The sequence below is a fragment of the Roseateles sp. YR242 genome (assembly GCF_900109745.1).
Lineage (GTDB): Bacteria > Pseudomonadota > Gammaproteobacteria > Burkholderiales > Burkholderiaceae_C > Roseateles.
The window spans coordinates 344525-369616 of the sequence record NZ_FOAV01000005.1 but is presented as its reverse complement, the minus strand read 5'-3'; the positions used below and the strand labels follow the sequence as shown (position 1 = coordinate 369616).

Genomic DNA, 25092 nt, shown 5'->3' with positions numbered 1-25092 from the left:
TCACCGCGATCTGGCTTGGCATGAGCTGGCTGGCAGCCGAGCTGCTGGCCGATGACCTGGAGGACTGGGAATGACCGTCGCAGTCACCGACACCCAGGCCAAGGTGCTCGCGTTCATCCGCCAGTACCGCACCACCAACCAGATGCCACCCACCTGCGTGGAGATCGCTCGGCACTTCAAGTGGCGCTCCGTGAATGCAGCCCACGAAATCCTCCGCCGCCTGGAAAAGGCCGGCGCCATCCGACTGATTCCGGGCGTTCCCCGGGGCATCTTCGACCTGGAGACCGTATGAACGCCACATTTGCAGAGGCGACCACCGGCGTCGCCTTCGCCCTCACATTGTCCAAGCGGCAATGCAACACCCTTCTTCGCCTCAAGGCGCATGAGGACCGATTCGGCAAGCCCCAGTACGGCGCCACCTTCTCGCAGATCCGTGAGAGCGGCAGTTTCAATCCTGAGTCTCCGGCAAACATCAACATCGTTCAGGGTGACTCCCTGCGCGGGCTTCGGGACCGCGGCCTGGTGTTCTGGTTCACCAATCACAAGGGGGAGCCAAACGGCTTTGGCGGCCTGACGCGTGCCGGTGAGCTGATGGCTGAAGTGCTTCTGGAGGCTGGGATGACCATCCAGACCACCAACACTCTTTCGGTTCTCAAGCGGCTGGAGCGTGCAGCATGAGCATCCCGACACCACGCGAGCCGGAAGACCGGTTCCGGTTCCCTGTCCCGGCGCCCGCACATGCCCCGGCGCTCGCCACCACCCCGCCCGCGCCCGAGTTGGTGACGTTGTCGCCTCCCTGTGCGCACTTTGCGCGTCCGCTGGGAGGCAAGCCCGCATGAAGCGAGACGCCTTCACGATGCCGCTGGACCTGGGCCGCGAGCTGATCATCGACAACTTCGCCGGCGGCGGTGGTACGTCCACCGGCTTGGAGCAGGCCTTCGGCCGTCCGGTGGACATCGCGATCAACCACGATCCTGAAGCACTGGCGATGCACGCCATCAACCATCCGCGCACGCACCACCTGTGCGAGAGCGTGTGGGATGTGAACCCGATCAAGGTCACGAAGAACCAGCCGGTGGCGCTGGTGTGGCTGAGCCCCGATTGCAAGCACTTCAGCAAAGCCAAGGGCGGCACACCGGTGGCGAAGCACATTCGCGGCCTTGCCTGGGTCGGGATGCGCTGGGTCGCGCTGACGAAGCCCCGCGTGCTGATGCTGGAGAACGTCGAGGAGTTCCAGGACTGGGGCCCGCTCATCATCGAAGCGGACGGCACCGCCCGGCCGGACCCCGCCAAGAAGGGCAAAACCTTCGAGTCGTTTGTCCGCCAACTGCGCCAGCACGGCTACGCGGTGGAGTGGCGCGAGCTGCGGGCGTGCGACGACGGCGCGCCGACGATCCGCAAGCGCCTCTTCCTGGTGGCGCGCCGCGACGGCCTGCCGATCCAGTTTCCGGACCACCAGTTCGGCAAGCCCACCTCCGCCGAGGTGCAGGCCGGGCGGCGGCAGGCTTGGCGCACCGCCGCCGACTGCATCGACTTCAGCCTCCCGGCCCTGAGCATCTTCGGCCGCAAGAAGGAGCTGGCCGAGAACACACAACGCCGCGTGGCAAAAGGTTTGTGGCGTCACGTGCTCACCAGTGCATCCCCATTCATCGTGGGGGTTGGGGGGCGAATGGGGCAGTCGCCGGAACGGAGCGTGGAGCAGCCGCTGCAGACGATCACATCGAAGGCGGATTCGTGCGTAGCTGCGCCGGTACTGGCGCCGTTCCTTGGTGACCAGTCGCGTCCGGCGGAGGGGCGTACTGCGGCGGCCAATGAGCCGATGCGCACCGTCTGCGCCCAGGTGAAGGGTGGTCACTTCACGGTGATAGCTCCGGCGCTGGCGCCGATGCGCGGCACCAGCGAAGCGCACATGGGCGGGCACAGCGTCGGAGATCCGCTGTCTACGGTTTCGGCGGGAGGTACCCATCACGGCCTGACCGGTGCACACCTGATCACTATCGGCTACGGCGAACGGCCTGGACAGGAACCTCGCACGCACCATGTCGGGCACCCGCTCGGAACCGTGGTGGCCGGGGGGATCAAGCATGCAGTCACCATGGCCCATCTGGTGGACATGGGGCACGGCGAAGGAAAGTGCGGCACGAAGCGTTTCAGCCATGGGGTGCGAGACCTGGGGGTCCCTCTCAACACCGTGACCGCCAGTGGCGCAACGAGTGCGCTCGTCGCAGCCTGCCTGGAGCAGGCCAATGGCGGCTTCTATGACGGTGACGGCCGGGCCGCGAATGAGCCGCTGAGCACCATCACCGCCGCCGGCAGCAACCAGCGCCTGATCACCGCCTATGCCGTGAAGTACTACAGCAACGGCGGCCAGTGGCAGGACCTGGATGACCCGATGCACACCATCCCGACCAAGGGCCGGATAGGTGTGGTTCAGACCATGCAGGTCCCGGCCGCCAGCCTGGCGCCCGAACACGCCGAGCGCGCCCGCCAGTGCGCCGACCTGCTGCACAAGTACCTGCCTGAGCACTTCGCAGAACCGGCCGAGATGGTCACGGTTCACCAGCGCGGCCAGTGGTGGGTGCTGGTGGACATCACCCTGCGCATGCTCAAGCCGCGCGAGCTCTTCAACGCCCAGGGCTTCCCGGCGGACTATGTGATCGAGGAGATCCCGGACCCGGCCCAGCTCTTCAAGGAAGGCATCCAGGCGGCCGATCCGCTCAAGGTTCCGCGCATCCCGTTGACGGCGACGGCCCAGGTGCGCATGTGCGGAAACAGCGTGAGCCCGCCTCAGGCGCGGGCTCTGGTGGAGGCCAATTTTCGTCACGAACACCAGATCTATCGGGAGGCAGCTTGAACGCATTCAGCACCAACTACGTCCCGGTCATGCCCGGCCCCACCGCCAAGGAGCGTGCCGCAGCCGTCACGAGTCGAAAGCTGGCTGCCATGAATCAGGCGAAGCTGGACCTGCACGGGCCATCTCCGGCGCCGACCCTTACGGCGGCCCAGAAGCAGGCCGGTCGGGACAAGGACCGCGCCATTCGCGCTGGAAGGAGGGTGTGATGGTCGAGACTGTGGTCATCGGTCGCGCCACGCTCATGCTGGCCGACTGCATGGAACTGTTGCCGGACTTCACGGATGGGTTCTTCGGCCTGGCCGTGACCGATCCGCCGTATTTCGATGGACCGAACAAGGCTGGGTACTACGGCAAGGGCTATTCGAGCCTCGGGGTCCCTCGGGCGAAGCACTACGACTCGCTGGAATCCTGGGAGATCCCGGGAGCAGAGTACTTTGACCATCTCAAGCGGGTGGCGCGCGACCAGATCATCTGGGGCGCCAACCACTTTGCCGACCGCTTCAACAGCGCGTCGCCAGGGTGGATCGTTTGGGACAAGGTCAACGGGGCGAGCAGCTTCGCAGACGCTGAGTTGGCCTACTGCAGCGCTGACGCTGCGGTTCGCATCTTCCGCTACGTGTGGAACGGCATGCATCAGGGCCAGTACGGCGGGGACAAGAGCCGGAACGAGTCCCGTATCCACCCCACGCAGAAGCCGGTGGCGCTGTACGAGTGGTGCTACGACCGATATGCACGTGCTGGACAGATGATCCTCGACACGCATCTGGGAAGCGGCTCCAGCGCCATCGCCGCCAACAACCGGGGCTTCGACTTCGTCGGGATCGAGAAGGACCCGGCCGTGTTCGCCAAGGCCTGCGAGCGGGTGGCCGCGGCCCTGCAACAGCGCCAGTTGTTCGAGATGGCAGATCAACCCCGGCCGGAGCAGGCCGACCTTCTGAGAGGGATCGCAGCATGACGCACGACACGGCAGAAACGTCCCTCCGCGCTTACTACGAGATCGCCCAGGTGGACCTCTGCGCCAGCGAGCGCAAGGTGCTGAAGGCGATGGTGGTGGGCCAGCTCTATACCCGCCGGCAGCTGGAGCAGCTGACCGGCATGCGCTCCGGTCCTGTGTGTGGCAGGGTGCACGCGCTCCTGGAGAAGGCCCTCATCGAAGTGGTGGGGGAGAAGCTGTGCCCGGAATCTGGCCGTCCGGTGGAGGCCTTGCGCCTGGTGGCCCAGCAACTGGAGCTTGCCCTGTGATCGTCGATCCCGATTTCCTGGACCACTGGCGCACCGGCTGGCTGGTGGATGAGTTGGGCGGCGACAAGTTCGCGCCGTTCTACCTGCTGCGCCTGTGGGGCCATTGCCAGACCCGCAAGGCCACCCAATTCACCATCCCGCCGCAGGGCGTGAAAGGCATCTGCAAAGCCGAGTGCAGCGCCGAGGACCTGGAGCGCGCGTTGATCACCTGCGGCTACCTCGCCCGCGTCGGTGACACCGTTGAGGTGCTGAAGTGGGCTGATCAGAACGCCTCTCTCATGGCCGCCTGGGACAACGGATCAAAGGGCGGAAGGCCGAAAAAGAACCCGCCAGAAACCCATGGGAAACCCATGGGAAACCCGCCGGCTACCGCTGGGCAACCCATGGGCAACCCAGAAGAAACCGATAAGACAAGAGAAGATAAGACAGGAGAAGAGGGGAACAAAACCCCCGCCGCTGGCGCGCCGGGAGCGAGTGCTTCGGGGCCTTCCGGCAAGGGCTACACGGCCGAGTTCGAAACCGCCTGGGCGGACTACCCGGCGCGGGCTGGTGGCAACAGCAAGGCCGACGCGTTCAAAGCCTGGGAGGCTCGCCTCAAGTCCGGCGCAACCGCCGAAGAGCTGACCGAGGGCGTCCGCCGATATGCCCGGTTTGTGGAGCTGTCACGCACCGAACCTCGGTTCGTCAAGCAGGCCGCCACGTTCTTTGGGCCTGGCCTGCATTACCAAGACAAATGGACGCCGCCAGTCGTTCCGGCTCATCACGTTGGTGGGGCGCAACCGCAGTCCCGTCAATCAGCCCTTGAATCCCGCAACGCCGCCACAGCGGCCCGAGTCCTGGAGAAGCTTCATGCAGCCGGATGAATACCCCAAGTTCCTGGAAGTCCTGACGGGCGTCCATGATTTCTACGGCAAGGACATGTCCGACTTCGCCGCCAGCCTGTGGATCGAAGCGATGAAGGCCTTCGAGCTGCAGCAGGTGACGAAGGCGCTGACCGGCCACCTCATGGACGCGGATCGGGGGCAGTTCATGCCCAAGCCTGCCGACATCGTCCGCCAGCTGCAGGGTACGCAAACAGACCGGGCCCTGGTGGCCTGGGGCAAGGTTTCGGCAGCTATCGGCCAGGTCGGCGCCTACAGCGACGTGGTGTTCGATGACCCGCTCATCCATCTGTGCGTGGTGGACGCTGGTGGCTGGCCCAAGGTATGTCGGACGACCTACGAGGAGCAGAGCTACCTCCAACACCGATTCTGCGAGGCGTATCGGGCCTACGCTCGCCGAGGAGAGTGCGGCGAATACCCAGGCCGCCTAACGGGCGCTGGGAGCGGCAGAGACGATTTTGCCAAGCGCGGCATGCTGCCTCCACCTCCGGTGTTGGTCGGGGACAAGGACCTGGCCCGGCTGGTGTTGTCCGGTGGGACTGTCGCCCGGCTCGCTGCAACGGTGGCTGTGCTGACGCTGCCAGACCTGCGCCCGGCGTCGAACGACCCGCAACAGCCAGGGAGGGCCGCATGAGCATTGTCTTGAACCCGTGCATGGGTGGCTGGTGCCAGCTCCGTGAGGAGTGCGCCAACTACCACCAGTCGGCAGTCATGGTCATCGGAAAGCCTCACGACCGTCTATGCGTCAAAGGTGAGGACGGTGTGTCCGAGATCGCCATCGTCAAGCCCATCAGTCAAATCGAACTTGAGGACCAGCGCTATGGAAAAGCAGCCTGACCACCGGACACGACGCTCCCCCGAGACCCTGAATCGGATCATCGCTCCGCTTGCTGGGCGACCCCAGGGTGTCACGGCCAAGGAACTGATGGCGGATGCCGCCATGGACCACGAGCGGGCCTATTCGTGCCTGCACCTGCGGTTGAAGTCCGGCATGTTGGTGTGCCGGCGCGGTACCGAGGGTGGCGGGGTGGTTACTCGGTTCTGGACCGATGCCGCGTTGGCCGAGGTCCACCAGTTCGAGGCCGCGCCCAGGTCCACCTTATGGGATTCCATCATCGCCAACCTGGGCCCCGCAGGATTGATCACTCAAGACCTTGCTGAGCTACTCAAGATACCAGCATCGCCGCTGGCGCAGGACTGCCTGAAGATGTTCAAGAAGGGCATGATCGGGCGCGCCGCGGATCTGTCCGCCTACGGCCGCCCGGTGTTTCGGTACTTCCGCACCCAGGATGAAGCGGACGCGTGGCAGCGGCTTCCTGGGAACTCGGTCACGGAGAAGATCAGGCTGCGCGACCTGGCTACGGCGGAGCGGCGGCGCGAGAGGCGGGCGGTGCCGCCCAAGCCGAAGCCCATTCGGTCGCTGAAGCCGGCCAAGCTGCCAAAGCCCCCCAAGGAGCCGGCGCCGCCGAAGGCGCCAAGGGTTGTCCAGCCCAAGGCCGCCGCGCCGGCCAAGGCGTCATTGCCGAAGGCGGCGAGGGTCCGCGAGCCGAAGGTCATTGCCACCCCGCCAGCCCTGCAGCCTGGCCAGCCCATCATCACCGAGCAGACCAAGATTACCCGCATCAGCACGCCGTTGGGCCGCTACGAGGTGGAAGGCAGCCGCGTGATCGGTGGCTTCGGCTCTGGGCGAATCGGTCACTACGACCGTCCCGCCAGCAACTGGGCTCAGGCCGTGGCGGAGGCAGCATGACCTACCCACGCAAGGAGATCCGCGAGTTCTGCCAGTCCAACCCGGGCGCCAGCCTGACGGTGGATGCCATTCAGAGGCGGTTCAACGTCACCGAGCGGGCGGCGCGCGCGATCGTGGCGCAGCTGCGCGATGAAGGCCTGCTGGCCAGGGTGGAGCCCACCTACATCGTGACCAAGCCCAGCAAGTATCCGCAGAAGGTGCCGGCATGATCTACGCCCGACTACCCAATACCTTTGAGGGGCACAGCGCAATCCTGCACGCGTGGAAGCAGATCAAAGCCATGCTGAGGCTGAACCAGCGGCCCATGATGCTGATCGCCTATGAGGAGCAGTCCCTCCAACAGCAGCACACCTACCACTCCGCCCTGAAGGACCTGGCCCGCGATTGCCTGCTGGGCGGAGAGCAGCGCGACGCCGAGACCTGGAAACGCTCCACCCTGGCGGCTTTCTATGAGGCCACTCGACAGGACCCAGAGTTCGCCCCGATGTGGCAAGCCATGGAGGTGGTCTCCGTGCCGAGCATGGACTGCGTGGGGTTCCATCTCTACAGCCCAAGGTCTCGCGTGTTCCCCCACCCGCTGGCTGGGGCCTACCTGGCGTTCCTGCACGAGACGGGCGACGCACGCGGGGTGAAGTGGAGCCCCACCAGCCTGGGCCGCCAGGAGGCTGCCAACGACGCCAGCGCTTCGCAGAGGGAGGCCGCGTGATGGCTGAAACCGAGAAGGAGCAGCGCACGCGCCTGGCCGCCGGCCTGTTGGGTTGCCAGCCGGCGCAGGTCCAGCACCAGGTCCGAGCCATGGACCAAGTCCAGCGCCAAAACCTCACCGACGCGGTGGACTGGGTGGCGGACTACGAATCAAACGAACGGGAGGCAGCATGAAACCACGATTCTTCAAAAAGCTGTGCAAACGCGCGGCGCCGCTCTGCATCGCGTTGGATCCGAACCTGAAGGGCATCGAGTTCGTGGTGCGTGAGAAGGGCGGTCATGACGGCTGGAATGGCGCAGGCTGTGGCGATGAAACTGCGGTGTTGAAGGGGACGCCCGGCTTCGGCGGCTTTTCTGGATACTACGAGCCGGAATGGTGGGATGACTCGGCGTGGTCGATGCTTTTCGATCAGGTGTATTGGGCGGTCGGAGAGTTCGACCCCAACGACGAGGAGTGCCCGTATCCGCGTTGGCCGGCGAGGATTGACCCACGCGACTGGCGGCAGGTGATCGCAGAGGCGGAGCGGATGATCCTCGCCAACGAGCGCGCGCCGGCGCCGGGGCCCTACGTATGAAGCGCAGCGTGCCGATGAAGCGAACACCGTTCAAGGCCCGGCCGCCTGAGGCTAGCCAGCAGCCCGGCAAGAAGCCGGTGAAGTGCAAGGCGCCCGGCTGCCAGAACCGGTTCGTCCGCCGCTCGATGACGCATAAGGCCTGTGGCCAGGAGTGCGCGGCCGTGCTGGGACGGCTGGCGAACGAGAAGGCGGCGGCGCGGGCGGCGTTGGAGGACCGCAGGCAGACCCGCGCACAGCTGGAGGACATGAAGACCGTGCCGCAGCTGAAGAAGGAAGCCCAGGCCGCCTTCAACAAGTGGGTGCGCCTGCGCGATGCGGGACGCCCCTGCATCTCTTGTGGCGCCCCACCACCGAACCTCACAAAGCTGCATGCCGGCCGGGATGCCGGCCACTACCGAAGCATCGGCAGCGCTGACCACCTCCGTTTCCACGAGGACAATTGTCATGCTCAATGTGTGAAGTGCAATCAGTGGGGTGCCGGGATGGCGGTGGACTATCGCCTGGGTCTGATCGCCCGCATCGGTGCAGCGCGAGTGCATGCGATTGAATGCAGTAATGCGGCAAACAAATGGACCCGGCATCAGTTGCGCGAGATCAGGGAGATTTATCGAGAGCGCACCCGTCTGATAGAGAAACGCTCGGCGAATGATGCGATGCTGCTGGACGCTGCTTAGGCCGAAGTGACAGATATTTGATAACGGCCTGATCCGCTTCAGGGTCGTTGTCGACTTGCGATTTTATGTAGTTGGAGACCGCAATATTAAGCACCGCCGTAGCGGCATCTCGCTGGTAAGAGTACGATTGTTTGGAACACTGAGTGGCGTCAGTAATTGACTCCCAGTGGGTGTTCCACTTGCCTCGTTCTTGTGCGATCGTACTCCCGGAAAGTGTCGCTAGCAGCGAAATAAGCTCCGTGGCCGCATCTGACCGCTCGGGCGGTATATCGGTGCGCTCAGTGCAGGCCTTATAGCCATATTCAATAGCCCCGATGAGATCCTCGTCTGCAAATGCGTTAACTGCCATGGGTAGGTGCTTCATTGGATAACTCCATTAATGGATGAGTCTCCACAATAAATCAATAGTTCAAGCTTTGAAAGAGGTGCAAAAAAGTCCCAATAATTGGTGTGTGATCACGTTGTGCATACCTCTGGAAGATTTGAGCGTCATTCAATGAAAGTTCTGGCTAAGGCTGCTTGCAATGGGCTGCCGTTGCCACCATAATGCGTGCGCGTCCCGCTACTACACACAAAGCAACAAGGCCGAAGCGGCGGCCCCTGGATGGGAATCCAATCCTTGGCTCTTCAATGAGTCGGGGCCGAATTCCGTACCTGTGGGACGCCATGAGCCTCACCGAAGAGCGATACGCTCGGGCCACCCGGTCCAGCCATCTTGAGGTAGCCGCCGACCAGCGCGGCGACATTGACAGCATCATTGCGGCCGGCGGCGCTGATTCACTCGGCGTCATCCTCGCGCGAGTCCGCGCTGAGTGGGACGGTCAGGCCGGCGAACTCGCCCTTTACCAGCAAGCCCAGGCTGATCAGCTGAGGCAGGCCCGCGAGCACGCAGACCTTGCGCAGCGAGCGAAGGACGACGATGTAGCTGCCGGCCACCGCGACGCCGTCGTATTCCACACCCAGCAGGCCCAGCGCGAAGCCATCACCGGCCGCGCCATGGTGATGATGAACATGCCGACGCTTCGGATCGCGAAGCAGGCGCTACTGGGCTTCGCTGTGAAGCAGGCACTGGTCAAGAAGATCAACACCGGCGACGACGCCGCGCTCTTCGCCATGCTGGGCAACGTCCTCGACACCTGGGTAGACCGCAAGTGCCACCACTGCGGCGGGCGCGGCTTCAATGGCGGGTACCGCCAGCCACAAGTCCACTGCCGCCCATGCCGAGGCACCGGCAATCGCCGCATGGCCACCCTCAGCGAGAACCCCAACCTCCACGGCTTCGGCCTGTGGCTGTTGAACGTGCTGGACTCCAAGGCCCAGGGGGCCATGGGGCAGATCAACCGCAAGACGAGGATCAACGCATGAAACGCTTCTTCGAGTGGGGCGCGGAATATTTCGTGGAATGTTTGGTGCTGATCGCTGCCATCGCGATCCTCCTGGCAGCGCTCTTGGGCGAAGGCCCCCGGGGGTTCTCGGCGGCCTGCAAGGAGGCGGGCGGGGTCCCGGTCCACGACGGTCGCCAGATGGTGTGCATCAAATGAGCGAAGGGACATGGCGCCAGGCCTTCGACCTGCTTTGCGACGAGCAGATCGGCTACGGCATGAGCCGTAAGGTGTTCAGCAGCAAGATCCTGCCGGACTGCGTGATTAAGGTGGAAGAAGCTGCCGGTCGGTTTCAGAACATCGTGGAGTGGGAGACCTGGAACCGCGTCAAGGGCACCGAGCACAGCCGCTGGTTTGCTGCCTGCCGCTGGATCAGCCCCAACGGCGCGATCCTCATCATGGAACGGACCAGGCCGCCGGCCCCGGGCGAGTTCCTGGACAGGATGCCGGCCTACCTGTGCGACTTCAAACGCACCAACTACGGCATGGCACGGGCGGAAGGGCGCCACCCGGGCGAACCCGGCAAGGATTGGCTCGTTTGCCACGACTACGGCACCAACCTGCTTTTCGAGAACGGCATGACCAAGCGCATGCACAAGGCGGAATGGTGGGACGCCTGAGACCACTCCACTGACCACCCAACACAACGCGCCAGCAGTGCGCATGAAAGGAAACCATGTCCCAACACTTGAATCTTGACCGCAGCCAGCGCGAATGTGGCGGCGAGGCATCCCGCCGCCTACTGGGTCCCGAAGGCTGGTTGGAGCCTGGCGTCACTTGCGCCAAGCCTGATCTGAAGACGGAGGTGCATCACCTGCTGAAGAACCACAGCGCCGCCGAGGTGGTGAAGGCCGTGATGCAGGAGGCCGCCCACCGGATCGAGGACGCGGAACGCCAGCAGAAACGGGCGACCGAGGATTACAACGGTGCCATCCTGCAGGCGATGAACAACAAGCCGCAGAACCGCGGCTGCTGATCATGCGCGACCTGCCTGCCAACATCTTCGCCGGCTGCTTCGTTGCAGCCATGTGTGTCTTCCTCCCGTTGGTGATCTTCTGCCTGCTGGTGGCGGAGGCGTGGCGGGCCCTGGTTTCCCATGCAAGGATGCCCAAATGAAGAACGGTCGCGCTCAGTGCAAAGACATACCGGATCGGCCCATACTTGAATTCCTCACCGATCTGGGCAGCTTCACCAGCCATGACGGACGTGTCGTGCGGTGGCGGTCGGCAATACACTTCAATCTGTCGCGCGACGACAGCTGCCACGCACCATCCGTGCGCGACGCGATGCCGCCCGATCTCCCGCAGCGTTTGGTACTAGCGAAAATGAACATGCTCATCCGCCGTGGCCTTGTGGACGGCTGCGCCTGTGGGTGCCGGGGAGACTTCCAGATCACCGAGAGAGGTCGTGCGATGCTGACGAACCAGGCGGCCGGATGACGACGCCACTAGATGAGTTCAGGGGGAAATTGGATGCTGAGGACCTTCAGTCCTTCGACGCATGGTGCGCTCGGCAGGCGGCGGCGGGGCGCGATCCACGGCAGATGAGCCCGGACTTCTGGCCGGTGCTCCCCAGTCAACTCCGGTCCTTCGCCAAGATCGCCGGGGTCGGTGACGAGGTCGCGGATTCCATCGTGGCAGCCACAAACCAACGCCCGAAACCCAACGATTGAGAAAAGCGTGCCGAAAGCGGAACGCTTTCAACACGACTCGAAAATGATCCGATAGAGTTCGCTCATTCCACCGCCAACCAGCGTCCGTGACGCTCAAGCCGGCAAGTCCGGCAGACACTAGAGGGATAGGCGCGTCTGAACACATAACCGCGACAGCCGGCCCTGCAGTTTGAGGGCGAAGTTCGGCACCAGGGGAAAAGCCTGCGGGGTGGCGCCCGCGAAGCCCCTGAAGTCTCGACAGCCCGAGCATCCGAGGAAGCGCAAGGCCAGCGCCTGCTTGCAGGACCGCGCCGATGACGGAGCCGGTGAGAGTACGCCTGACATGCTGCTGTCTGACACCCCGGAAAGACGGGGATCCTCAAGAAAGAGCGCGGCAGAGCAAAACTGCAACGGCCAGCGGGACCAGTCATCCGAGAGACTGCCGCCACTGGGGCGACCCAGGTACGAGAGGGCGTGATCCGCTCTTTTTCTTGAGGGTGTATGCGCAGGCTGATGCGCTGGAGAGCGTTGAGGACCCGCGAGCCTCTGTAATCGACATGAGTCCATGCCGGAGATCAGTACCGGCCACCCCCAACACACAAGCCCGCCCGGCTCACGCTCGGCGGGCTTTTCTCATTTCCCGATCAACGGGGGAGAGCTCCCTGCGCCCAAAGGGCTTCGGCCTGAGTGAAACATGAGACTGCCCCCGCCCATGAGGGTGGGCCAAGGGGCGGCACAGAAGGGCACACAGTAACTCCCCCACCCATTCACGCCACACCGTGGCAGCGGCCCCGCCGGATTCAAGTGGGAATTGGCGCCACCCCACGACTTGATCGCAATAGCCCTGCCGCAATGGCGCCGGACGAGAGTAACCGGCAACCTCAAAGCCCGGCCGCGTGACCTCGCCATCCGCGCGCACTTCATGAATCGGTCGCTTGTCGGCCGGGCACCTATGAACACACCCATCTTTGACCGCATCTGCAAGCTGGCCGAGGCGAGAAACCGAGGCTGGATCCGCGCCGGGGATGTCATCCCCTGCCGGGTGATCGCAGACGGGGTGGAGTTGACGGGTGTTCGCGCAGTTCACCGGAAGTCGGGGCGCCTCCAGGTGGTGGACAACCCGATCCGCCTGGACAAGCACCGCAAGCGTGTGCTGTTCCGGACGCTGCACGCAGGCCACATTGAACTGGTGCAGATCAAGAGTTCCGCTATGGCCAGGACCTCCAGCGGTGAGCCGCCGCGATCAGTTGAAAGAACCCGATGAAGAATCGTTCCGTCTTCCTGTCGCTCGCAGTCGCTGCCGTGGCTGCCATCTCGTCCGCTGTCCACGTGGTCGCCACGTCGGCGCGTGCCGTTTACCGGCTGGCGGTGGACTACCTGACCTTCCACGTCTTCACCGCCACCAGCATGGCGCCCGGCAAGGCCGAGGTGGTCGCCCCGACCGCCCACACGAAGCTGAAGGCCGCGGACCAGTACCGCATGCGCATGGCACGCCGCGAGACCCCGACGCTCACGGACAGCTGGCGGATGTGTCCGAGCATCTGACCGCTGGAACAGGAGCCGCCTCGTGCGGCTCTTTGCATTGGGCCCTGAAGGACCCAGCGCAAAGGGAAGCGCCCTTCATTCCACTCAGCAGACCAGTGGCCGGCCAGGCGCAAATGTGGCCGGATAGCTCCCGCGATGCGCTGCCCACCGGCCCGATGGCCGTCGCGCAAGAAACCTGCAAGGCAGCAGACAGCAGCACCCAGCGGCATGAAGCCGTAGAGCGCCGCCGGCGGGGAACCGCTGGAGCACGGACCTGATGGGCGCAACCCCGTCCGAAGGGAGAAGGAGTCGGACATGGGACGACCGAGCAAGCTCACCGAACAGCAGTGGGCGGAGATCCAGAAGAGGCTGTTGGCTGGCGAGAAGGCTGCCGACCTGGCCCGAGAGTTCAAGGTCAGCAAGACCCGGATTAGCGAACGCTTTTCCGAACGAAACGGAACGGTAAAAGCCGTTGCGAATCAAATAGTTGAGGCCGATGCGGCTCTGCGCCGATTGCCCGTTACGGAACAGATCGCCGCCCTGACGCTCGCCGACGAGCTGAAGGCGATAAGCAAGCACCTCGCCAGCGCCGCCAAGTACGGCGCCGCCACCGCGCACCGTCTGTCCGGCATCGCTCACGCCAAGGTGCAGGAGATCGATGACGCGGCTCCGCTGGATGACGAGAGCCGCGGTGCGCTTCGCGACGTGGCGGTCCTCACGAAGCTGGCGAACGACTCGGCAGAGATCCCGATGAGCCTCTTGCAGGCCAACAAGGATTTGGCAAAGGAGATCAACCAGCAGGCCAAGCCAATCCCGCAGCGCATCACTGTCGAGGTGGTGGACGCGAGCAACCCAGATGCCGAAACTTAACGTCCCCCAGGCCCAGTTCCTGCAGCTGGACCGAAAGTACAAGGCGCTGGTCGCGGGGTTCGGATCCGGCAAGACCTGGACGGGCTGCGCGGACCTGTGCAAGTTCGCGTGGGAGTGGCCAGGCGTCAATGGCGGCTACTTCGCGCCGACCTACCCGCTGATCCGGGACATCTTCTTCCCGACCATGGAGGAAGTGGCGTACGACTGGGGCTTAGACGTCGAGATCAACCAGGGCAACAACGAGGTCCACGTCTACGCCAACGGGCACTATCGCAACACGGTGATCTGCCGCTCGATGGAGAAGCCGGCCAGCATCGTGGGCTTCAAGGTCGGCAAGGCGCTGGTCGATGAACTGGACGTGATGGTCAAGGCCAAGGCGGAGCACGCCTGGCGCAAGATCATCGCCCGGATGCGCTACAACGTGGACGGGCTGCGCAACGACGTGAGCGTGACCACCACGCCCGAGGGCTACAAGTTCGTCTTCGAGCAGTTCGTCAAGCAGGTGCGGGAGAAGCCGGGGTTGGCGGCCATGTATGGGCTGGTGCAGGCCAGCACCTACCAGAACGCGAAGAATCTGCCGGCGGACTACATCCCGTCCCTGCTGGCCAGCTATCCACCGAACCTGATCAAGGCGTACATCCGCGGCGAGTTCGTCAACCTGGCCAGCGGCAACGTCTACGCCAACTTCGACCGGAAGCTGAACCACACGGACGAAGAGATCAAGCCGGGCGAGCCGCTTCACATCGGCATGGACTTCAACGTCATGAAGATGGCGGCCGGCGTGTCCGTGGTGAGGGGAGGGGAGCCACGGACCCTTGGCGAGTTGGCCAAGGTGCGCGACACCCCCGAGATGGTCAGGCTCATCAAGGAGCGATACCAGAGCAAGGGCCACAGCATCTCGGTGTATCCGGATGCCAGCGGCCAGAACACCAGCAGCAAGAACGCCAGCGAATCGGATCTGTCGATCCTTCGAGCCGGCGGCTTCAACGTGGTGGTGAACGGCACGAACCCTGCGGTCAAGGACCGCATCAACTCCGTCGAGGCGATCCTGCTGAATGCAGAAGGCCAGCGGCGGTGGAAGATCAACACCCGCCTGTGTCCGGTGACCACTGAGTCGCTGGAGCAGCAGGCCTGGGACGACAAGGGTGAGCCCGACAAGAAGACCGGCCACGACCACATGAACGACGCCAACGGCTACTTCATCGTGAAGAACTGGCCGGTTGTCCGGCGCGCCGCATCGTCCCACGCACTTCGCATGTGAGCCTATGGCACTCAAGGTCAACGAAACATCCACGCTGGTGGACGCCATGCGTAAGGTATGGCGGCTGGTGTCAGACCTCATGGGCGGCACCTCGACCATGCGTCGCGCCGGCCAGGCACGCCTGCCCAAGTGGCCCGGCGAGGACGACGACGCTTATTGCAAGCGCCTGGAAACGTCCACCCTGTTCCCGGCCTTCTCGGAGACTGTGGAGAGCCTGTCGGCCAAGCCGTTCTCAAAGCCCATCACGGTTGGTGACGACGTGCCGGAGGCGGTTCAAGGGTTCTTCTCGAACATTGACCTTGAGGGGCGCAAGCTGGACGTGTTCGCTCACGAGGCCATGGTCCAGGTGATGTCCAAGGGGCTGAGTGGCATCTTGGTTGAGGCGCCAAAGCGGGATGAGTCGGTACGCACGAAGGCTGACGAGGATGCCGCCGGCATTCGCCCGTACTGGGTGCTCATCAAGCCCGAGCAGATCCTGGGATGGCGCAAGCAAAAGGTCAACGGCGTCTGGAAACTGTCCATGCTGCGCCTGCTGGAGCAGGTGGAGGAGGCAGACGGGGACTTCGGTACGACCACCGTCGAGCAGGTCCGCGTCCTTGTGCCCGGCGCCTGGTCAATATATCGAAAGGCCTCGGCCCGTGGGCGTAGCGGCTGGGCGATCTTTGACCAGGGCCGCACCTCGCTTGACTACATCCCCTTTGCTGTGGCCTACGGCAAGCGGGACGACTTCATGTGCGGGTCGCCGCCTCTGCTGGAGGTGGCACACCTCAACATCAAGCACTGGCAGAGCCAGAGCGACCAGGACAACATTCTGCACGTCGCCCGGGTGCCGATCCTGGCGCGCACTGGGGTTGATCAGCGCATGGACGAAGACGGCCGGCTGCGGGCTGCGGAGTTCAAGGTAGGTGCAGGCACGCTGAACGACCTGCCGCAGGGCGCGGACTTGAAGTTTGTGGAGCACACTGGCAAGGCCATCGACTCCGGCCGCCAGTCTCTGCAGGACCTGAAGGACGAAATGCGCCAGGCCGGCGCTGAGTTCCTGGTGCTGGAGCAGCAGGTCGAGAAGTCCGCCACGCAGACCAGCTCCGAAGACTCGGTGGCCATGTGCAAGCTGCAGCGCATCGCCAACGGCCTGCAGGACACGCTCAACTCTGCCCTGCAGATGACGGCCGACTTCATCAAGGCAGGCGAGGGCGGCTCAGTCAAGCTGTTCTCTGACTACGGCGCCCGGACGATGGTGGAAGCCACCGCCCAGCTGCTGTTGACCTCAACGACGGCCGGCAAGATCAGCGATCAGACGTATCGGGATGAGTTGCGGCGCCGCGGCATCCTGTCTGCCGAGGTCACGGAAGAGGACGAGAAGGCTCGGCTGGAAGAGCAGGGCCCACCCCCGGGTAGCCTGACGGAGCCGGGCAATGGCATCGGCGAATGACTGGCTGGCAGATGAGGCCGTCGCCCGAAGCATCGACATAACGAAGTACTCCAACTGGCTGGCTGCTCGGCTTCTGGCGATCCTCAACAGGGCCGACGCCAGGTTGATCGCAGAACTGGAGGTGGCACTGGGTGACCTGGATGCTTCCAACTGGTCTGTGCAGCGCCTGGAAGAGCTGCTGAGCTCGGTTCGGACGCTTAACGCGCTGGTCTATGACCAGATGCAGCAGGAGCTCGTGAAGGACCTGAGGGGACTGGTGGAGACAGAGGTGGGGTTTCAGCGTGAGACGCTGACCCATCCGCTACCCGACACCCTGGCGGCGCGGTTCAACAGCGTGTCCATCGAACAGGTGCACGCTGCGGCCATGGCCAGGCCTTTCCAGGGGCGTCTTCTGAAGGAGTGGGCGGCCAGCCTGGAGAGCAACCGCATGACACGCATCCGTGACACGGTGCGGATGGGATATGTGGAGGGAAAAACGGTCTCTCAGATCGTCCGGCAGATTCGAGGGACCAGGGCCCAGAACTACCAGGACGGCATTATCGAGATCGACCGCCGGCATGCCGATTCGGTGGTGCGCACGGCGGTGGGACACACTGCCGGATACGCCCGGGACCAAGTGCTGGCGGCCAATGCGGACCTGCTGAAGGCTGAAGCCTGGCGGGCCACGCTGGACAACAAGACCAGCCAGCCCTGCCGCATCCGCGACGGGTTGCTGTACGAACCAGTGACGCACAAGCCCATCAAGCACAAGGTGCCATGGGAAGCTGGGCCCGGGCGGCTTCACTACTGCTGCAGGTCCTGCTCTTCGCCGGTGCTCAAGAGCTGGAAGGAGCTGGGCGGCGAGGATGTGGCGGACTGGACTCAGGGCCAGCGTGCCAGCATGGACGGCGCGGTGCCGGCGGATACCACGTACAAGGAATGGTTCGAGCGCCAGGGCGCTGATAGACAGGCGGAGATCCTCGGCCCAGCCCGGGCGAAGCTCTACCGCCAGGGCGATCTGCCGCTGGAGGCCTTCAGCAACAACAAGGGGCAGATGCTCACCCTGGAGCAGTTGAAGGAGCGGCAGCCAGCCGCATTCAAGGCTGCCGGCTTATGATTGCGGCGTGACGCTGAAGCTTGTGCCGCCCACCCCAAAGCCCGAAGAGACGCCCGCCGAGAAGGTGCGGCGCCGGGTCCGTGAGGCCGCGCCGCGCCATCAACTGGTTTGCCGCCGCTGCGGTGCCAGCGAGTTCATCGAGACGCGCGTGGGTGTCCAAGTCTCACCGGCCGGCAAGCCGGTGGGCGGCGCCAAGGCGCTGATCTGCCTTCACTGCTTCGTCAAACGAGGGGAGCGAGTAGAAGCCCCCTGACCACACCACAAGGCCCGCCCCGCGCGGGCCTTTTTCATTTCTGAGCCGCCCCAGGCAACTGCGGGCGGCTTTTTTCATGTCCAAAACGCGGATGCGGAGTAGGGCGGACCGTCCCGGATGGGGCACACCAACTGGCCGGATGGCCTCAAACGCACCATGAAACTCAAGCTCGACGACAAAGGCAATGTGGTTGTTCAGGACGGCAAGCCCGTCTATGTCAAGGACGACGGCAGCGAGGTCGCATTCGATGTGGTTGGCACCACCAACACCATCAGCCGCCTCAACGCCGAGGCCAAGGGCCACCGGGAGCGCGCGGAAGCCGCCGAAGGCAAGCTCAAGTCCTTCGACGGCATTGAGGACCCGGAGGCCGCGAAGAAGGCACTGGGCACCGTCGCCAACCTGGACGCCAAGAAGCTGATCGAAGCGGGCGAGGTCGAGAAGGTCAAGGGCGAGATCAAAGCCGCCTACGAAAAGCAGTTGGCGGATGCCAACAGCGAGACCGAGACCTTGCGGGGGCAGCTCCACGGCCACATGGTCGGCGGCTCCTTCACCCGCTCCAAGTTCGTGACCGAAAAGCTGGCCATCCCGGCCGACCTGGTGGAGGCGCGCTTCGGCAAGCACTTCAACGTGGTGGATGGGAAGGTCGTGGCGACTGATGCCAACGGCAACAAGATCTATTCGGCCTCGAACCCAGGCGAGCTGGCGGACTTCGATGAAGCCCTGACCACGATCGTCGGCGCCTATCCACAGAAGAACCAGATCCTGAAGGGTTCAGGCGCTGCTGGCGGCGGCTCGGGTGGTAGTGGTGGCGGCAAGTCTCAAACGAAGGGCGACTTCGGCGGCAGCAAGAGCGAACGCGTCGCTGCGATCAACGCCAAGTTCAGCCTTCCCTCCTAAAGCACCTCTCCATACCCTGAAAGGGACCCCATGCTCTCTCAAATGCAAGTCTTCAACGACTTCATCATGCCGGCGACCATCGAAACGCTGGCCCAGATGGTGGACAAGTTCAATGCCGCATCCAGCGGCGCCATTCAGCTGACCACTGAAGGCTTCACCGGCGACTTCCTGCAGGAGTCGTTCTTCGCCAGCATCCACGCAGCCCAGCGCCGAGTGAATCGCTACGGTGCGAATGCAGCAGCGACGGTGACGGACCTGAGCCAGCTCAAGTTCTCTGCCGTCAAGGTCGCCGGCGGCTTCGGTCCGATCCGCTTCGAGCCCTCGCAGCTGACGTGGCTGAGCAAGCCCACGGCTGAAGGTATCGAGGTGGCCAGCCGCAACTTCGCCGAGGCGATGCTGCGCGACCAGCTGAACACGGCCATCGCCGCTCTGGTGGCCGCGATCCAGAACCAGGCCGCCGCCACCAACGATGTCAGCGCAACCGCCGGCATCAGCTACAGCGCGTTGAACGGCGCGCACGCCAAGTTCGGTGATCGCTCCAGCGACATCGTGGCCAACGTGATGACCGGCGCGGTCTATCACAAGCTGATCGGCCAGAACCTGACCAACGCGCAGAACCTGTTCAAGGCCGAGGGCGTGACCATCGTGGACATCCTGAACAAGGCCGTGATCGTCACCGACGCCCCGGCCCTGTATGCCGCTGGCACGCCCAACAAGCAGAAGGTGCTGGGCCTGGCCTCCGGCGCGGCGGTGGTGTTCGACGGCGGTGACGTGATCTCGAACATCGAGACCGTCAACGGCAAGGAGCGCATCGAGACCACGATGCAGGTGGACTACACCTTCGGCCTCGGCATGAAGGGCTACACCTGGGACGAGGCCAATGGCGGCAAGTCGCCGACCGACGCGGCCCTGGCCACCGGCACCAACTGGGACAAGGTCGCGACCGACATCAAGCAGACCGCCGGCGTGATCGCCATCGGCGACGAAGCCAAGTAATCGGTTCCTGACCGCCACACAAGCGGGGCTTCGGCCCCGCTTTTTCATTTGAGGCCCACATGTCCCAAGAAAAGCACGCCATCTGGTACGAGCCGCACCCGGTCAGCCCCGAGCGCAAGGCCGCCATCCGCTCCTTCGGCTTCCGGATCCTGGATGCCGACTTCAAGCCCACCGACTACGAGAACCCCGACGTTCCCGAGCTGCAGCTGGCCCCCGAGCTCCGAAGCGATGGCCCCACCGTGGCTGAGTTCGTGGCTGCCGGCTACCTCGCAATCGACTACCCGCCCACCGGTTACACGCCGGTCAGCACGGCCGAAGAGGTGTCGCAGGTCATCGCGGACCAGCAGGCCCAGGTGCAGCAGGTCCCGGCAAGCGATGAATCCGCACTGGGCCAAGGCGCTGACGAAGCGCAGCAGGTCGAACTGACCGCCACCCAGATCAAGGACCTGCTGACCGCCAAGGGCATTGCCTTCAAGGGCAACGCGTCCCGCGAGTCGCTGTTGGAGCTGCTCAACGCCGCTCCCAACGCCTGACCCAACACCGCTGAGGTAGACCACCCATGCCCACCGTTTCTCAAGGCTCATCCCAGACCCTGAACCTCGGCCCGACCGACGCCTACAAGGTGAGCGTTGCAGACGGTGGCGAGGCGTATGTGGACCTTCTGGCCGGCGCGCCCGGATCGCCCTACCAATCGCCGCGCCTGCGCTCACCCACGGATTCCAGGCAGTTCGGTCCCTACGGCGTACCGGCCGTGGTTCGGGTTCGCTCACAGACTGGCACCACGACCTACGAGCAGGTCGGCCAGCAGCTGGCGCTGCGCCAGGACGCCGTCTCCAAGAAGATCACCAACTCGCTAGGCGAAGAGGTGGTGGTGAGCGGTGCTGCTGCTTCGAGCGGCGGCCCCATCGCAGCCTTGCGCACCTGGTATCAGGCGGTGGCAGGTCGAGACTACGCAGCCGCAAAGATCGTCGGCATCGGTGATTCCTGGATGGAGTACCGCACGGCCACGGCCTTCGGCCGCCAGTGGACGCAGCTGCTGCCCAAGCGCCTACGCGCCAAATACCCCACGGCCGGCATTGGCTCGGGCGGCGGCATCGGCTACGTGCCGATCCAGAACGTCAGCATCTTCGCGCCCTACACGAACCCCTGGGTTCTGGCGGGCGCGCCTGCTCAGAACTTCACCAGTGGCGGCCTGGGTCTCCGGTACAACATTTTTGGCGCAGCCGGGCAGACCGCAACCATCACCTTCACGGGCACGCATGCGGTCATTCACTACCTGAAGGCCTCCAGCACTCGTGTCGGCTACTACAAGGTGGACGGCGGGGCCGCGGTGACGTTCGAGACCAACAACGGTGCGATCTCTGACAACGGATACGTCACGATCGGCCCACTGGTCTCTGGCCAGCACACGCTTGAGGTGGGGTGGTCGTCTGGTGGCCAGGTCTACATCGCTGGCGCTGCGTTCTACGACGGCGATCTGAACGCCGGCATTCAGTTCTACGAAGGTGGCCATACGGCATTCCGGACGACGGACTACCTGGCCGTGCCCGCCCTGGATGCCCGCATCGCCACCATCGGCCCGCACCTGCTAATCATTGCCCTGGGCCAGAACGATTTCGCGCAGGGCGCCGGGCTGTTCATCAGCGCCGCCCAGTACAAGGCCAACCTGGAGACCTACATTGCCCGACTGCGTGCGGCGGGTGTGACGGCCTCGATCCTGCTCATGACCAGTGCGGACACCACACTGATCAAGAACGCAGGACAGACCAGCAACTGGTCCGACTTCGTGCAGGCGGCCAAGGACATCGCCGCCGCAGATACGGGCGGCCCTGGGGGTGCTTCGGGCGTGGCCCACATCGCCCTGTCCGACTCTGGCCGCATCCCAGCATCGCCTGGTGTGGCCGGCGGCCTGTGGGCAGATGCGGCGCACGGCGGCGACGTGATCCAAAGCTGGATCGCCGACATCCTGGTGCCGCCGCTGTCGATGGCCTGACTGATCAGCGCGGCGGCGCGGAAGCCGGCGGCGGAGGCGCCTCGGCCCTGGCCAGCTTCTCAGGGGGGTGCTGGCCGTAGCCCAGCACCGCCAGCAGGCCGACGAGGGCCGCGCCGATCAGCCCATGCCGCCATCCGAATCCTCCAAGCCACGGATCCACCAGTGGCTCCCGATCTTCAATCCCTGAATCGTTTTGTTGCATGCGCCGATTCTCATCGGCCGGCATCAGCAATCCCACCCCCTCGGGTGGGGGAGAAAGCCATATGGCCCTTATCGTGGAAGACGGCACCGGCCTGGCCGATGCCGAGTCCTACGCCAGCGTGGCGGATGCGGACGACTACTTCACCAAGCGCGGCAACGCGGCATGGCCGGTGATCACCACCGACAAGAAGGAAGCGCTGCTCCGCCAGGCCACGGAATGGCTGGGCGGCTACACCGGCCGCTGGGCTGGCTGCCGGGTGAAGACCACCCAGGCGCTGGACTGGCCCAGGTCCAGCGTGCGCGTGGATGGCGTGACGTTGGCCTACGACAAGGTTCCCGTCGCCCTGGTGCGTGCTACGTGCGAGCTGGCCGTGCGTGCCAGCGCTGCGACCTTGACCGCCGATGAGGGCGCCCAGGTGAAGAGCGAGACCGTGGGCCCGATCGAGACGGTCTACGCCGACGGCGCCCGCCAGCAAACCCGCTACCCAGCGGTGGAGATCCTGGTGGCCCCGCTGCTGCGCTCTGCAGGCGGCATTCGACTGGTGAGGGCCTGATGGGATTCGACTACGCCAAGACCGCGGCGACCGTGCTGCGCCTGCTGGCTCGCTTCGGCGCGCCGACCACTCTGAAGGTGAAGACCGGCCAGGTCTATGACCCGGCCACCGGCACCACCACGGCCACCGAGACAACCTACCCCTGCACCGCCTGCAATACCCAGGCGGAGCGCAGCTATGTGGACGGCACGCTGATCGGTGATGGTGCTCGCGTCTTCCTGGTCGCACCCCAGGGCATTCCCGAGCCCAAGCCCGGCATGAAGCTGGTGTGGCAGGGCGCTGACCTGGCGGTGACCATCTGCAAGCCCTTGGCTCCGGCCGGCGTGCCGGTGATGTACGAGCTGCAGGTGAAGGGATGAAGACCGGTTGGTCCGTCCCGCTGGACAAGCTGGTGGAGAAGACCAAGTTGGACCTGGAGACGGTGGCGCGCAAGACCTCGCTTCAACTGTTCAGCTCGGTGATCAACCTCTCGCCGGTGGATACGGGGCGATTCCGCGCCAACTGGAATGTTGCTTACGGGACGCCTGATCGCTCGGTCGGCCAGTTCACCGACGCCACCCGGGCCCAGACCGAGGCAAGCAAGGCCCTGACGCTGGAGCTGGGCGGCGTGATCTACATGACCAATTCGCTCCCCTACGCCAAGCGCCTGGAGCACGGTTGGTCCAAGCAGGCCCCCACCGGCATGGTCCGCAAGTCCGCGCTCATGTTCACCCGGTTCGTTAGGAAGAACTCCCGATGAGCAACAAGATCATCCGCGCCGCCTTCGAGACCCGGCTGGCGGCCTGGGCGGCGGCGCAGGTCCCGCCGATCCCGGTGGCCTATGAGAACGGGGGCGACTTCACGCCGCCTTCCGACCGATCCCGCTACGCCCACTGCTACCTGATGCCGGTGGATCTGGACACCCAGACCGTGGACATGAAGCACCTCGTGTTCGAGGGGCTGTTCCAGGTCACGCTGTTCATGCCAGCCGGTGAGGGCAATGGACCCACCGACGACCTGTGCGAAAGCCTGGCCACCACCTTCAGTCCCACCGCGCCGATGGTGCGCGCAGGCCTGCCGATCTTCATCACTCGACCCATGGGCCGCCGCAGTGGCGACCCGGAAGACGGCTACTTCGTCGTTCCTGTTTCCTGCGCCTACCGCGCTGACACCTACCCCAACACCTGAATCCCGCCCGTCTCGGGCATCGCACCAAGCCGCCTTCGGGCGGCTTTTTTCATTCCCGAAAGGCAATCCCATGGCTGTTTCTCTACCCAACGGCACCACCTTCGCGATGGCGAGCGGTTACGGCACCGCCATCGTCATGAGCGATGTGTCCAACGCGACCGAGGCTGTCGCCACACTCGCCGCCGGCCACGGCCTGGTGGTTGGCGACTACGCCGAGGTCACCTCGGGCTGGTCTCGCTTGACTGGCCGGATCATGAAGGTGAAGGCTGTGGCGACGAACCAGGTCACCTTCGCCAAGCTGAACACCTCGAACGTCAACAGCTACCCGGCCACACTCGGCGCCGGCACTGTGCGCAAGATCACCGGCTGGACTCCGATCCAACAGATCACCAACACCAGCAAGGACGGTGGCGAGCAGCAGTTCGTCACCTTCCAGTTCCTGGAGGCGGACTCCGAAGGCCGTATCCCGACCGTCAAGAGTGCGTCCGGCATGACGATTCAGATCGCGGATGACCCCGATTTGCCCGGCTTCGCGCTGCTGCAGTTGGCCAACGACGACCGCCAACCGCGCGCCCTCAAGGCGGCCCTGCCGAACACGAAGGAGATCCTCTACAACGGCTATGTGGGCTTCGATGACAACCCGTCGATGACGCCCAACGAAATCATGGCCTGCCCGATGACCCACTCGTTCGTCGGCCGCCCGCACCGCGTCTAAGCCACCTTGAGCCCGCCTGAGCGCGGGCTCTTTTTATTCCATAGGAGACCCTATGAGCACCCCAAAAGTCAGCCTTGATCCGAACCCGACCTTCCGCAAGGAAATCGTCATTCCCGGCCCCGGCGGCCAAGAGCTGAAGTTGGACCTGGAGTTCCGGCACCGCGACGTGGATGAGCTGAAGGAGTTCATTGCCGGTGAGAAGGCCGTGGGCCGCTCGGATGTCCAGTCGATCCTGGAAGCCGTGGCGAACTGGCACAACTGCACCGAGGAATTCAACGAAGCGTCAGTGGCCAAGCTGGTGCAGAAGTGGCACTCCGCCCCGGGCGTGATCGCCGCCAGCTACGTGCACGAGCAGACCGGAGCCCGGTTGGGAAACTGAGGGAGGCCGGCCGGCGCCGGTGGCTCGCGCCGCCGACCCC

General features: G+C 64.5%; 39 protein-coding genes. 38 read left to right on the top strand and 1 reads right to left on the bottom strand.

Annotation, left to right across the window (positions count from 1 at the left end; genetic code table 11):
- Positions 1 to 70: 70 nt before the first annotated feature.
- From BMY53_RS12850 to BMY53_RS12705, 32 genes are all read left to right on the top strand, one after another.
- Complete coding sequence (locus BMY53_RS12850; RefSeq protein ID WP_092946860.1) at positions 71 to 292, top strand: LexA family protein; 222 nt, start codon at positions 71 to 73, stop codon at positions 290 to 292.
- On the top strand, positions 289 to 678 hold the full coding sequence (locus tag BMY53_RS12845) for a hypothetical protein (protein WP_092946859.1): 390 nt from the start codon (positions 289 to 291) through the stop codon (positions 676 to 678). Before BMY53_RS12850 ends, BMY53_RS12845 begins: the two co-directional genes overlap by 4 nt.
- 157 nt (positions 679 to 835) lie before the next feature.
- Positions 836 to 2854, top strand: a complete 2019-nt coding sequence (locus BMY53_RS12840; RefSeq protein WP_092946858.1) for a DNA cytosine methyltransferase — start codon at positions 836 to 838, stop codon at positions 2852 to 2854.
- On the top strand, positions 2851 to 3060 hold the full coding sequence (locus tag BMY53_RS25445; RefSeq protein WP_143074055.1) for a hypothetical protein: 210 nt from the start codon (positions 2851 to 2853) through the stop codon (positions 3058 to 3060). Before BMY53_RS12840 ends, BMY53_RS25445 begins: the two co-directional genes overlap by 4 nt.
- Positions 3060 to 3809 (top strand): DNA methyltransferase, encoded by a 750-nt coding sequence (locus tag BMY53_RS12835; protein ID WP_092946857.1) that lies wholly within the window; start codon positions 3060 to 3062, stop codon positions 3807 to 3809. Before BMY53_RS25445 ends, BMY53_RS12835 begins: the two co-directional genes overlap by 1 nt.
- A complete protein-coding gene (locus tag BMY53_RS12830; protein ID WP_092946856.1) occupies positions 3806 to 4096 on the top strand; it encodes a hypothetical protein in 291 nt (96 codons plus the stop codon). The genes BMY53_RS12835 and BMY53_RS12830 overlap by 4 nt, the downstream gene beginning before the upstream one ends.
- The gene (locus tag BMY53_RS12825; RefSeq protein ID WP_092946855.1) at positions 4093 to 4959 is read left to right on the top strand and encodes a hypothetical protein; all 867 of its coding nucleotides are present in this window, start codon (positions 4093 to 4095) and stop codon (positions 4957 to 4959) included. The genes BMY53_RS12830 and BMY53_RS12825 overlap by 4 nt, the downstream gene beginning before the upstream one ends.
- Entirely contained in the window at positions 4946 to 5611 is a 666-nt protein-coding gene (locus BMY53_RS12820; RefSeq protein ID WP_092946854.1) for a DUF6475 domain-containing protein, read from the top strand. The genes BMY53_RS12825 and BMY53_RS12820 overlap by 14 nt, the downstream gene beginning before the upstream one ends.
- A complete protein-coding gene (locus tag BMY53_RS12815; RefSeq protein WP_143074054.1) occupies positions 5608 to 5814 on the top strand; it encodes a hypothetical protein in 207 nt (68 codons plus the stop codon). The genes BMY53_RS12820 and BMY53_RS12815 overlap by 4 nt, the downstream gene beginning before the upstream one ends.
- A complete protein-coding gene (locus BMY53_RS12810; RefSeq protein WP_092946852.1) occupies positions 5798 to 6727 on the top strand; it encodes a hypothetical protein in 930 nt (309 codons plus the stop codon). The genes BMY53_RS12815 and BMY53_RS12810 overlap by 17 nt, the downstream gene beginning before the upstream one ends.
- Positions 6724 to 6936, top strand: coding sequence for a hypothetical protein (locus BMY53_RS12805; protein ID WP_092946851.1), 213 nt, complete (start codon positions 6724 to 6726; stop codon positions 6934 to 6936). Before BMY53_RS12810 ends, BMY53_RS12805 begins: the two co-directional genes overlap by 4 nt.
- On the top strand, positions 6933 to 7433 hold the full coding sequence (locus BMY53_RS12800) for a recombination protein NinB (protein WP_092946850.1): 501 nt from the start codon (positions 6933 to 6935) through the stop codon (positions 7431 to 7433). Before BMY53_RS12805 ends, BMY53_RS12800 begins: the two co-directional genes overlap by 4 nt.
- Positions 7433 to 7606, top strand: a complete 174-nt coding sequence (locus BMY53_RS25930; RefSeq protein WP_177200852.1) for a hypothetical protein — start codon at positions 7433 to 7435, stop codon at positions 7604 to 7606. Before BMY53_RS12800 ends, BMY53_RS25930 begins: the two co-directional genes overlap by 1 nt.
- Positions 7603 to 8007, top strand: coding sequence for a hypothetical protein (locus BMY53_RS12795; RefSeq protein ID WP_092946849.1), 405 nt, complete (start codon positions 7603 to 7605; stop codon positions 8005 to 8007). The genes BMY53_RS25930 and BMY53_RS12795 overlap by 4 nt, the downstream gene beginning before the upstream one ends.
- Positions 8004 to 8681, top strand: a complete 678-nt coding sequence (locus tag BMY53_RS12790) for a recombination protein NinG (RefSeq protein ID WP_092946848.1) — start codon at positions 8004 to 8006, stop codon at positions 8679 to 8681. Before BMY53_RS12795 ends, BMY53_RS12790 begins: the two co-directional genes overlap by 4 nt.
- Positions 8682 to 9347: 666 nt before the next feature.
- A complete protein-coding gene (locus BMY53_RS12785) occupies positions 9348 to 10046 on the top strand; it encodes a DnaJ-like cysteine-rich domain-containing protein (protein WP_092946847.1) in 699 nt (232 codons plus the stop codon).
- Positions 10043 to 10222: a hypothetical protein gene (locus tag BMY53_RS12780; protein WP_092946846.1), complete on the top strand. Its 180-nt coding sequence runs from the start codon at positions 10043 to 10045 to the stop codon at positions 10220 to 10222. Before BMY53_RS12785 ends, BMY53_RS12780 begins: the two co-directional genes overlap by 4 nt.
- A complete protein-coding gene (locus BMY53_RS12775; protein ID WP_092946845.1) occupies positions 10219 to 10683 on the top strand; it encodes a hypothetical protein in 465 nt (154 codons plus the stop codon). The genes BMY53_RS12780 and BMY53_RS12775 overlap by 4 nt, the downstream gene beginning before the upstream one ends.
- Positions 10684 to 10739: 56 nt before the next feature.
- Complete coding sequence (locus BMY53_RS12770; protein WP_092946844.1) at positions 10740 to 11039, top strand: hypothetical protein; 300 nt, start codon at positions 10740 to 10742, stop codon at positions 11037 to 11039.
- A gap of 2 nt (positions 11040 to 11041) precedes the next feature.
- Positions 11042 to 11179, top strand: coding sequence for a hypothetical protein (locus tag BMY53_RS25925; RefSeq protein ID WP_177200851.1), 138 nt, complete (start codon positions 11042 to 11044; stop codon positions 11177 to 11179).
- The gene (locus tag BMY53_RS12765; RefSeq protein WP_092946843.1) at positions 11176 to 11502 is read left to right on the top strand and encodes a hypothetical protein; all 327 of its coding nucleotides are present in this window, start codon (positions 11176 to 11178) and stop codon (positions 11500 to 11502) included. Before BMY53_RS25925 ends, BMY53_RS12765 begins: the two co-directional genes overlap by 4 nt.
- A gap of 1164 nt (positions 11503 to 12666) precedes the next feature.
- The gene (locus BMY53_RS12755) at positions 12667 to 12978 is read left to right on the top strand and encodes a hypothetical protein (protein WP_092946841.1); all 312 of its coding nucleotides are present in this window, start codon (positions 12667 to 12669) and stop codon (positions 12976 to 12978) included.
- Positions 12975 to 13259: a hypothetical protein gene (locus BMY53_RS12750; RefSeq protein WP_092946840.1), complete on the top strand. Its 285-nt coding sequence runs from the start codon at positions 12975 to 12977 to the stop codon at positions 13257 to 13259. Before BMY53_RS12755 ends, BMY53_RS12750 begins: the two co-directional genes overlap by 4 nt.
- Positions 13260 to 13553: 294 nt before the next feature.
- On the top strand, positions 13554 to 14108 hold the full coding sequence (locus BMY53_RS12745) for a helix-turn-helix domain-containing protein (RefSeq protein ID WP_092946839.1): 555 nt from the start codon (positions 13554 to 13556) through the stop codon (positions 14106 to 14108).
- Positions 14095 to 15369 (top strand): terminase large subunit domain-containing protein, encoded by a 1275-nt coding sequence (locus BMY53_RS12740; RefSeq protein ID WP_092946838.1) that lies wholly within the window; start codon positions 14095 to 14097, stop codon positions 15367 to 15369. Before BMY53_RS12745 ends, BMY53_RS12740 begins: the two co-directional genes overlap by 14 nt.
- Before the next feature lie 4 nt (positions 15370 to 15373).
- Positions 15374 to 16801 carry a DUF4055 domain-containing protein gene (locus BMY53_RS12735; protein WP_092946837.1) on the top strand — a complete coding sequence of 476 codons (1428 nt, stop codon included), beginning with the start codon at positions 15374 to 15376 and terminating at the stop codon, positions 16799 to 16801.
- Positions 16785 to 17897 (top strand): structural protein, encoded by a 1113-nt coding sequence (locus BMY53_RS12730; protein WP_092946836.1) that lies wholly within the window; start codon positions 16785 to 16787, stop codon positions 17895 to 17897. Before BMY53_RS12735 ends, BMY53_RS12730 begins: the two co-directional genes overlap by 17 nt.
- A 7-nt stretch (positions 17898 to 17904) precedes the next feature.
- Positions 17905 to 18150: a hypothetical protein gene (locus BMY53_RS12725; protein ID WP_092946835.1), complete on the top strand. Its 246-nt coding sequence runs from the start codon at positions 17905 to 17907 to the stop codon at positions 18148 to 18150.
- A 156-nt stretch (positions 18151 to 18306) separates the two neighbouring features.
- Positions 18307 to 19047 (top strand): DUF6651 domain-containing protein, encoded by a 741-nt coding sequence (locus BMY53_RS12720; protein WP_092946917.1) that lies wholly within the window; start codon positions 18307 to 18309, stop codon positions 19045 to 19047.
- A 30-nt stretch (positions 19048 to 19077) separates the two neighbouring features.
- Entirely contained in the window at positions 19078 to 20043 is a 966-nt protein-coding gene (locus BMY53_RS12715) for a major capsid protein (protein WP_092946834.1), read from the top strand.
- A 59-nt stretch (positions 20044 to 20102) separates the two neighbouring features.
- The gene (locus tag BMY53_RS12710; RefSeq protein ID WP_092946833.1) at positions 20103 to 20576 is read left to right on the top strand and encodes a hypothetical protein; all 474 of its coding nucleotides are present in this window, start codon (positions 20103 to 20105) and stop codon (positions 20574 to 20576) included.
- Positions 20577 to 20602: 26 nt separating this feature from the next.
- Positions 20603 to 22036 (top strand): SGNH/GDSL hydrolase family protein, encoded by a 1434-nt coding sequence (locus BMY53_RS12705; RefSeq protein ID WP_092946832.1) that lies wholly within the window; start codon positions 20603 to 20605, stop codon positions 22034 to 22036.
- A 4-nt stretch (positions 22037 to 22040) separates the two neighbouring features.
- Here BMY53_RS12705 and BMY53_RS12700 read toward each other — a convergent pair whose 3' ends face one another.
- The gene (locus tag BMY53_RS12700) at positions 22041 to 22238 is read right to left on the bottom strand and encodes a hypothetical protein (protein WP_092946831.1); all 198 of its coding nucleotides are present in this window, start codon (positions 22236 to 22238) and stop codon (positions 22041 to 22043) included.
- Positions 22239 to 22299: 61 nt separating this feature from the next.
- Here BMY53_RS12700 and BMY53_RS12695 point away from each other — a divergent pair, with 61 nt between their 5' ends.
- From BMY53_RS12695 to BMY53_RS12670, 6 genes are all read left to right on the top strand, one after another.
- Entirely contained in the window at positions 22300 to 22791 is a 492-nt protein-coding gene (locus BMY53_RS12695) for a DnaT-like ssDNA-binding protein (protein WP_092946830.1), read from the top strand.
- Complete coding sequence (locus tag BMY53_RS12690; RefSeq protein WP_092946829.1) at positions 22791 to 23150, top strand: hypothetical protein; 360 nt, start codon at positions 22791 to 22793, stop codon at positions 23148 to 23150. The genes BMY53_RS12695 and BMY53_RS12690 overlap by 1 nt, the downstream gene beginning before the upstream one ends.
- Entirely contained in the window at positions 23147 to 23530 is a 384-nt protein-coding gene (locus BMY53_RS12685; RefSeq protein ID WP_092946828.1) for an HK97 gp10 family phage protein, read from the top strand. Before BMY53_RS12690 ends, BMY53_RS12685 begins: the two co-directional genes overlap by 4 nt.
- Positions 23527 to 23958 carry a phage tail terminator-like protein gene (locus BMY53_RS12680; protein ID WP_092946827.1) on the top strand — a complete coding sequence of 144 codons (432 nt, stop codon included), beginning with the start codon at positions 23527 to 23529 and terminating at the stop codon, positions 23956 to 23958. The genes BMY53_RS12685 and BMY53_RS12680 overlap by 4 nt, the downstream gene beginning before the upstream one ends.
- Positions 23959 to 24028: 70 nt before the next feature.
- Positions 24029 to 24673 carry a phage tail protein gene (locus BMY53_RS12675; protein WP_092946826.1) on the top strand — a complete coding sequence of 215 codons (645 nt, stop codon included), beginning with the start codon at positions 24029 to 24031 and terminating at the stop codon, positions 24671 to 24673.
- Positions 24674 to 24725: 52 nt separating this feature from the next.
- Complete coding sequence (locus BMY53_RS12670) at positions 24726 to 25052, top strand: phage tail assembly chaperone (protein WP_092946825.1); 327 nt, start codon at positions 24726 to 24728, stop codon at positions 25050 to 25052.
- The last annotated feature ends 40 nt before the right edge of the window (positions 25053 to 25092 follow it).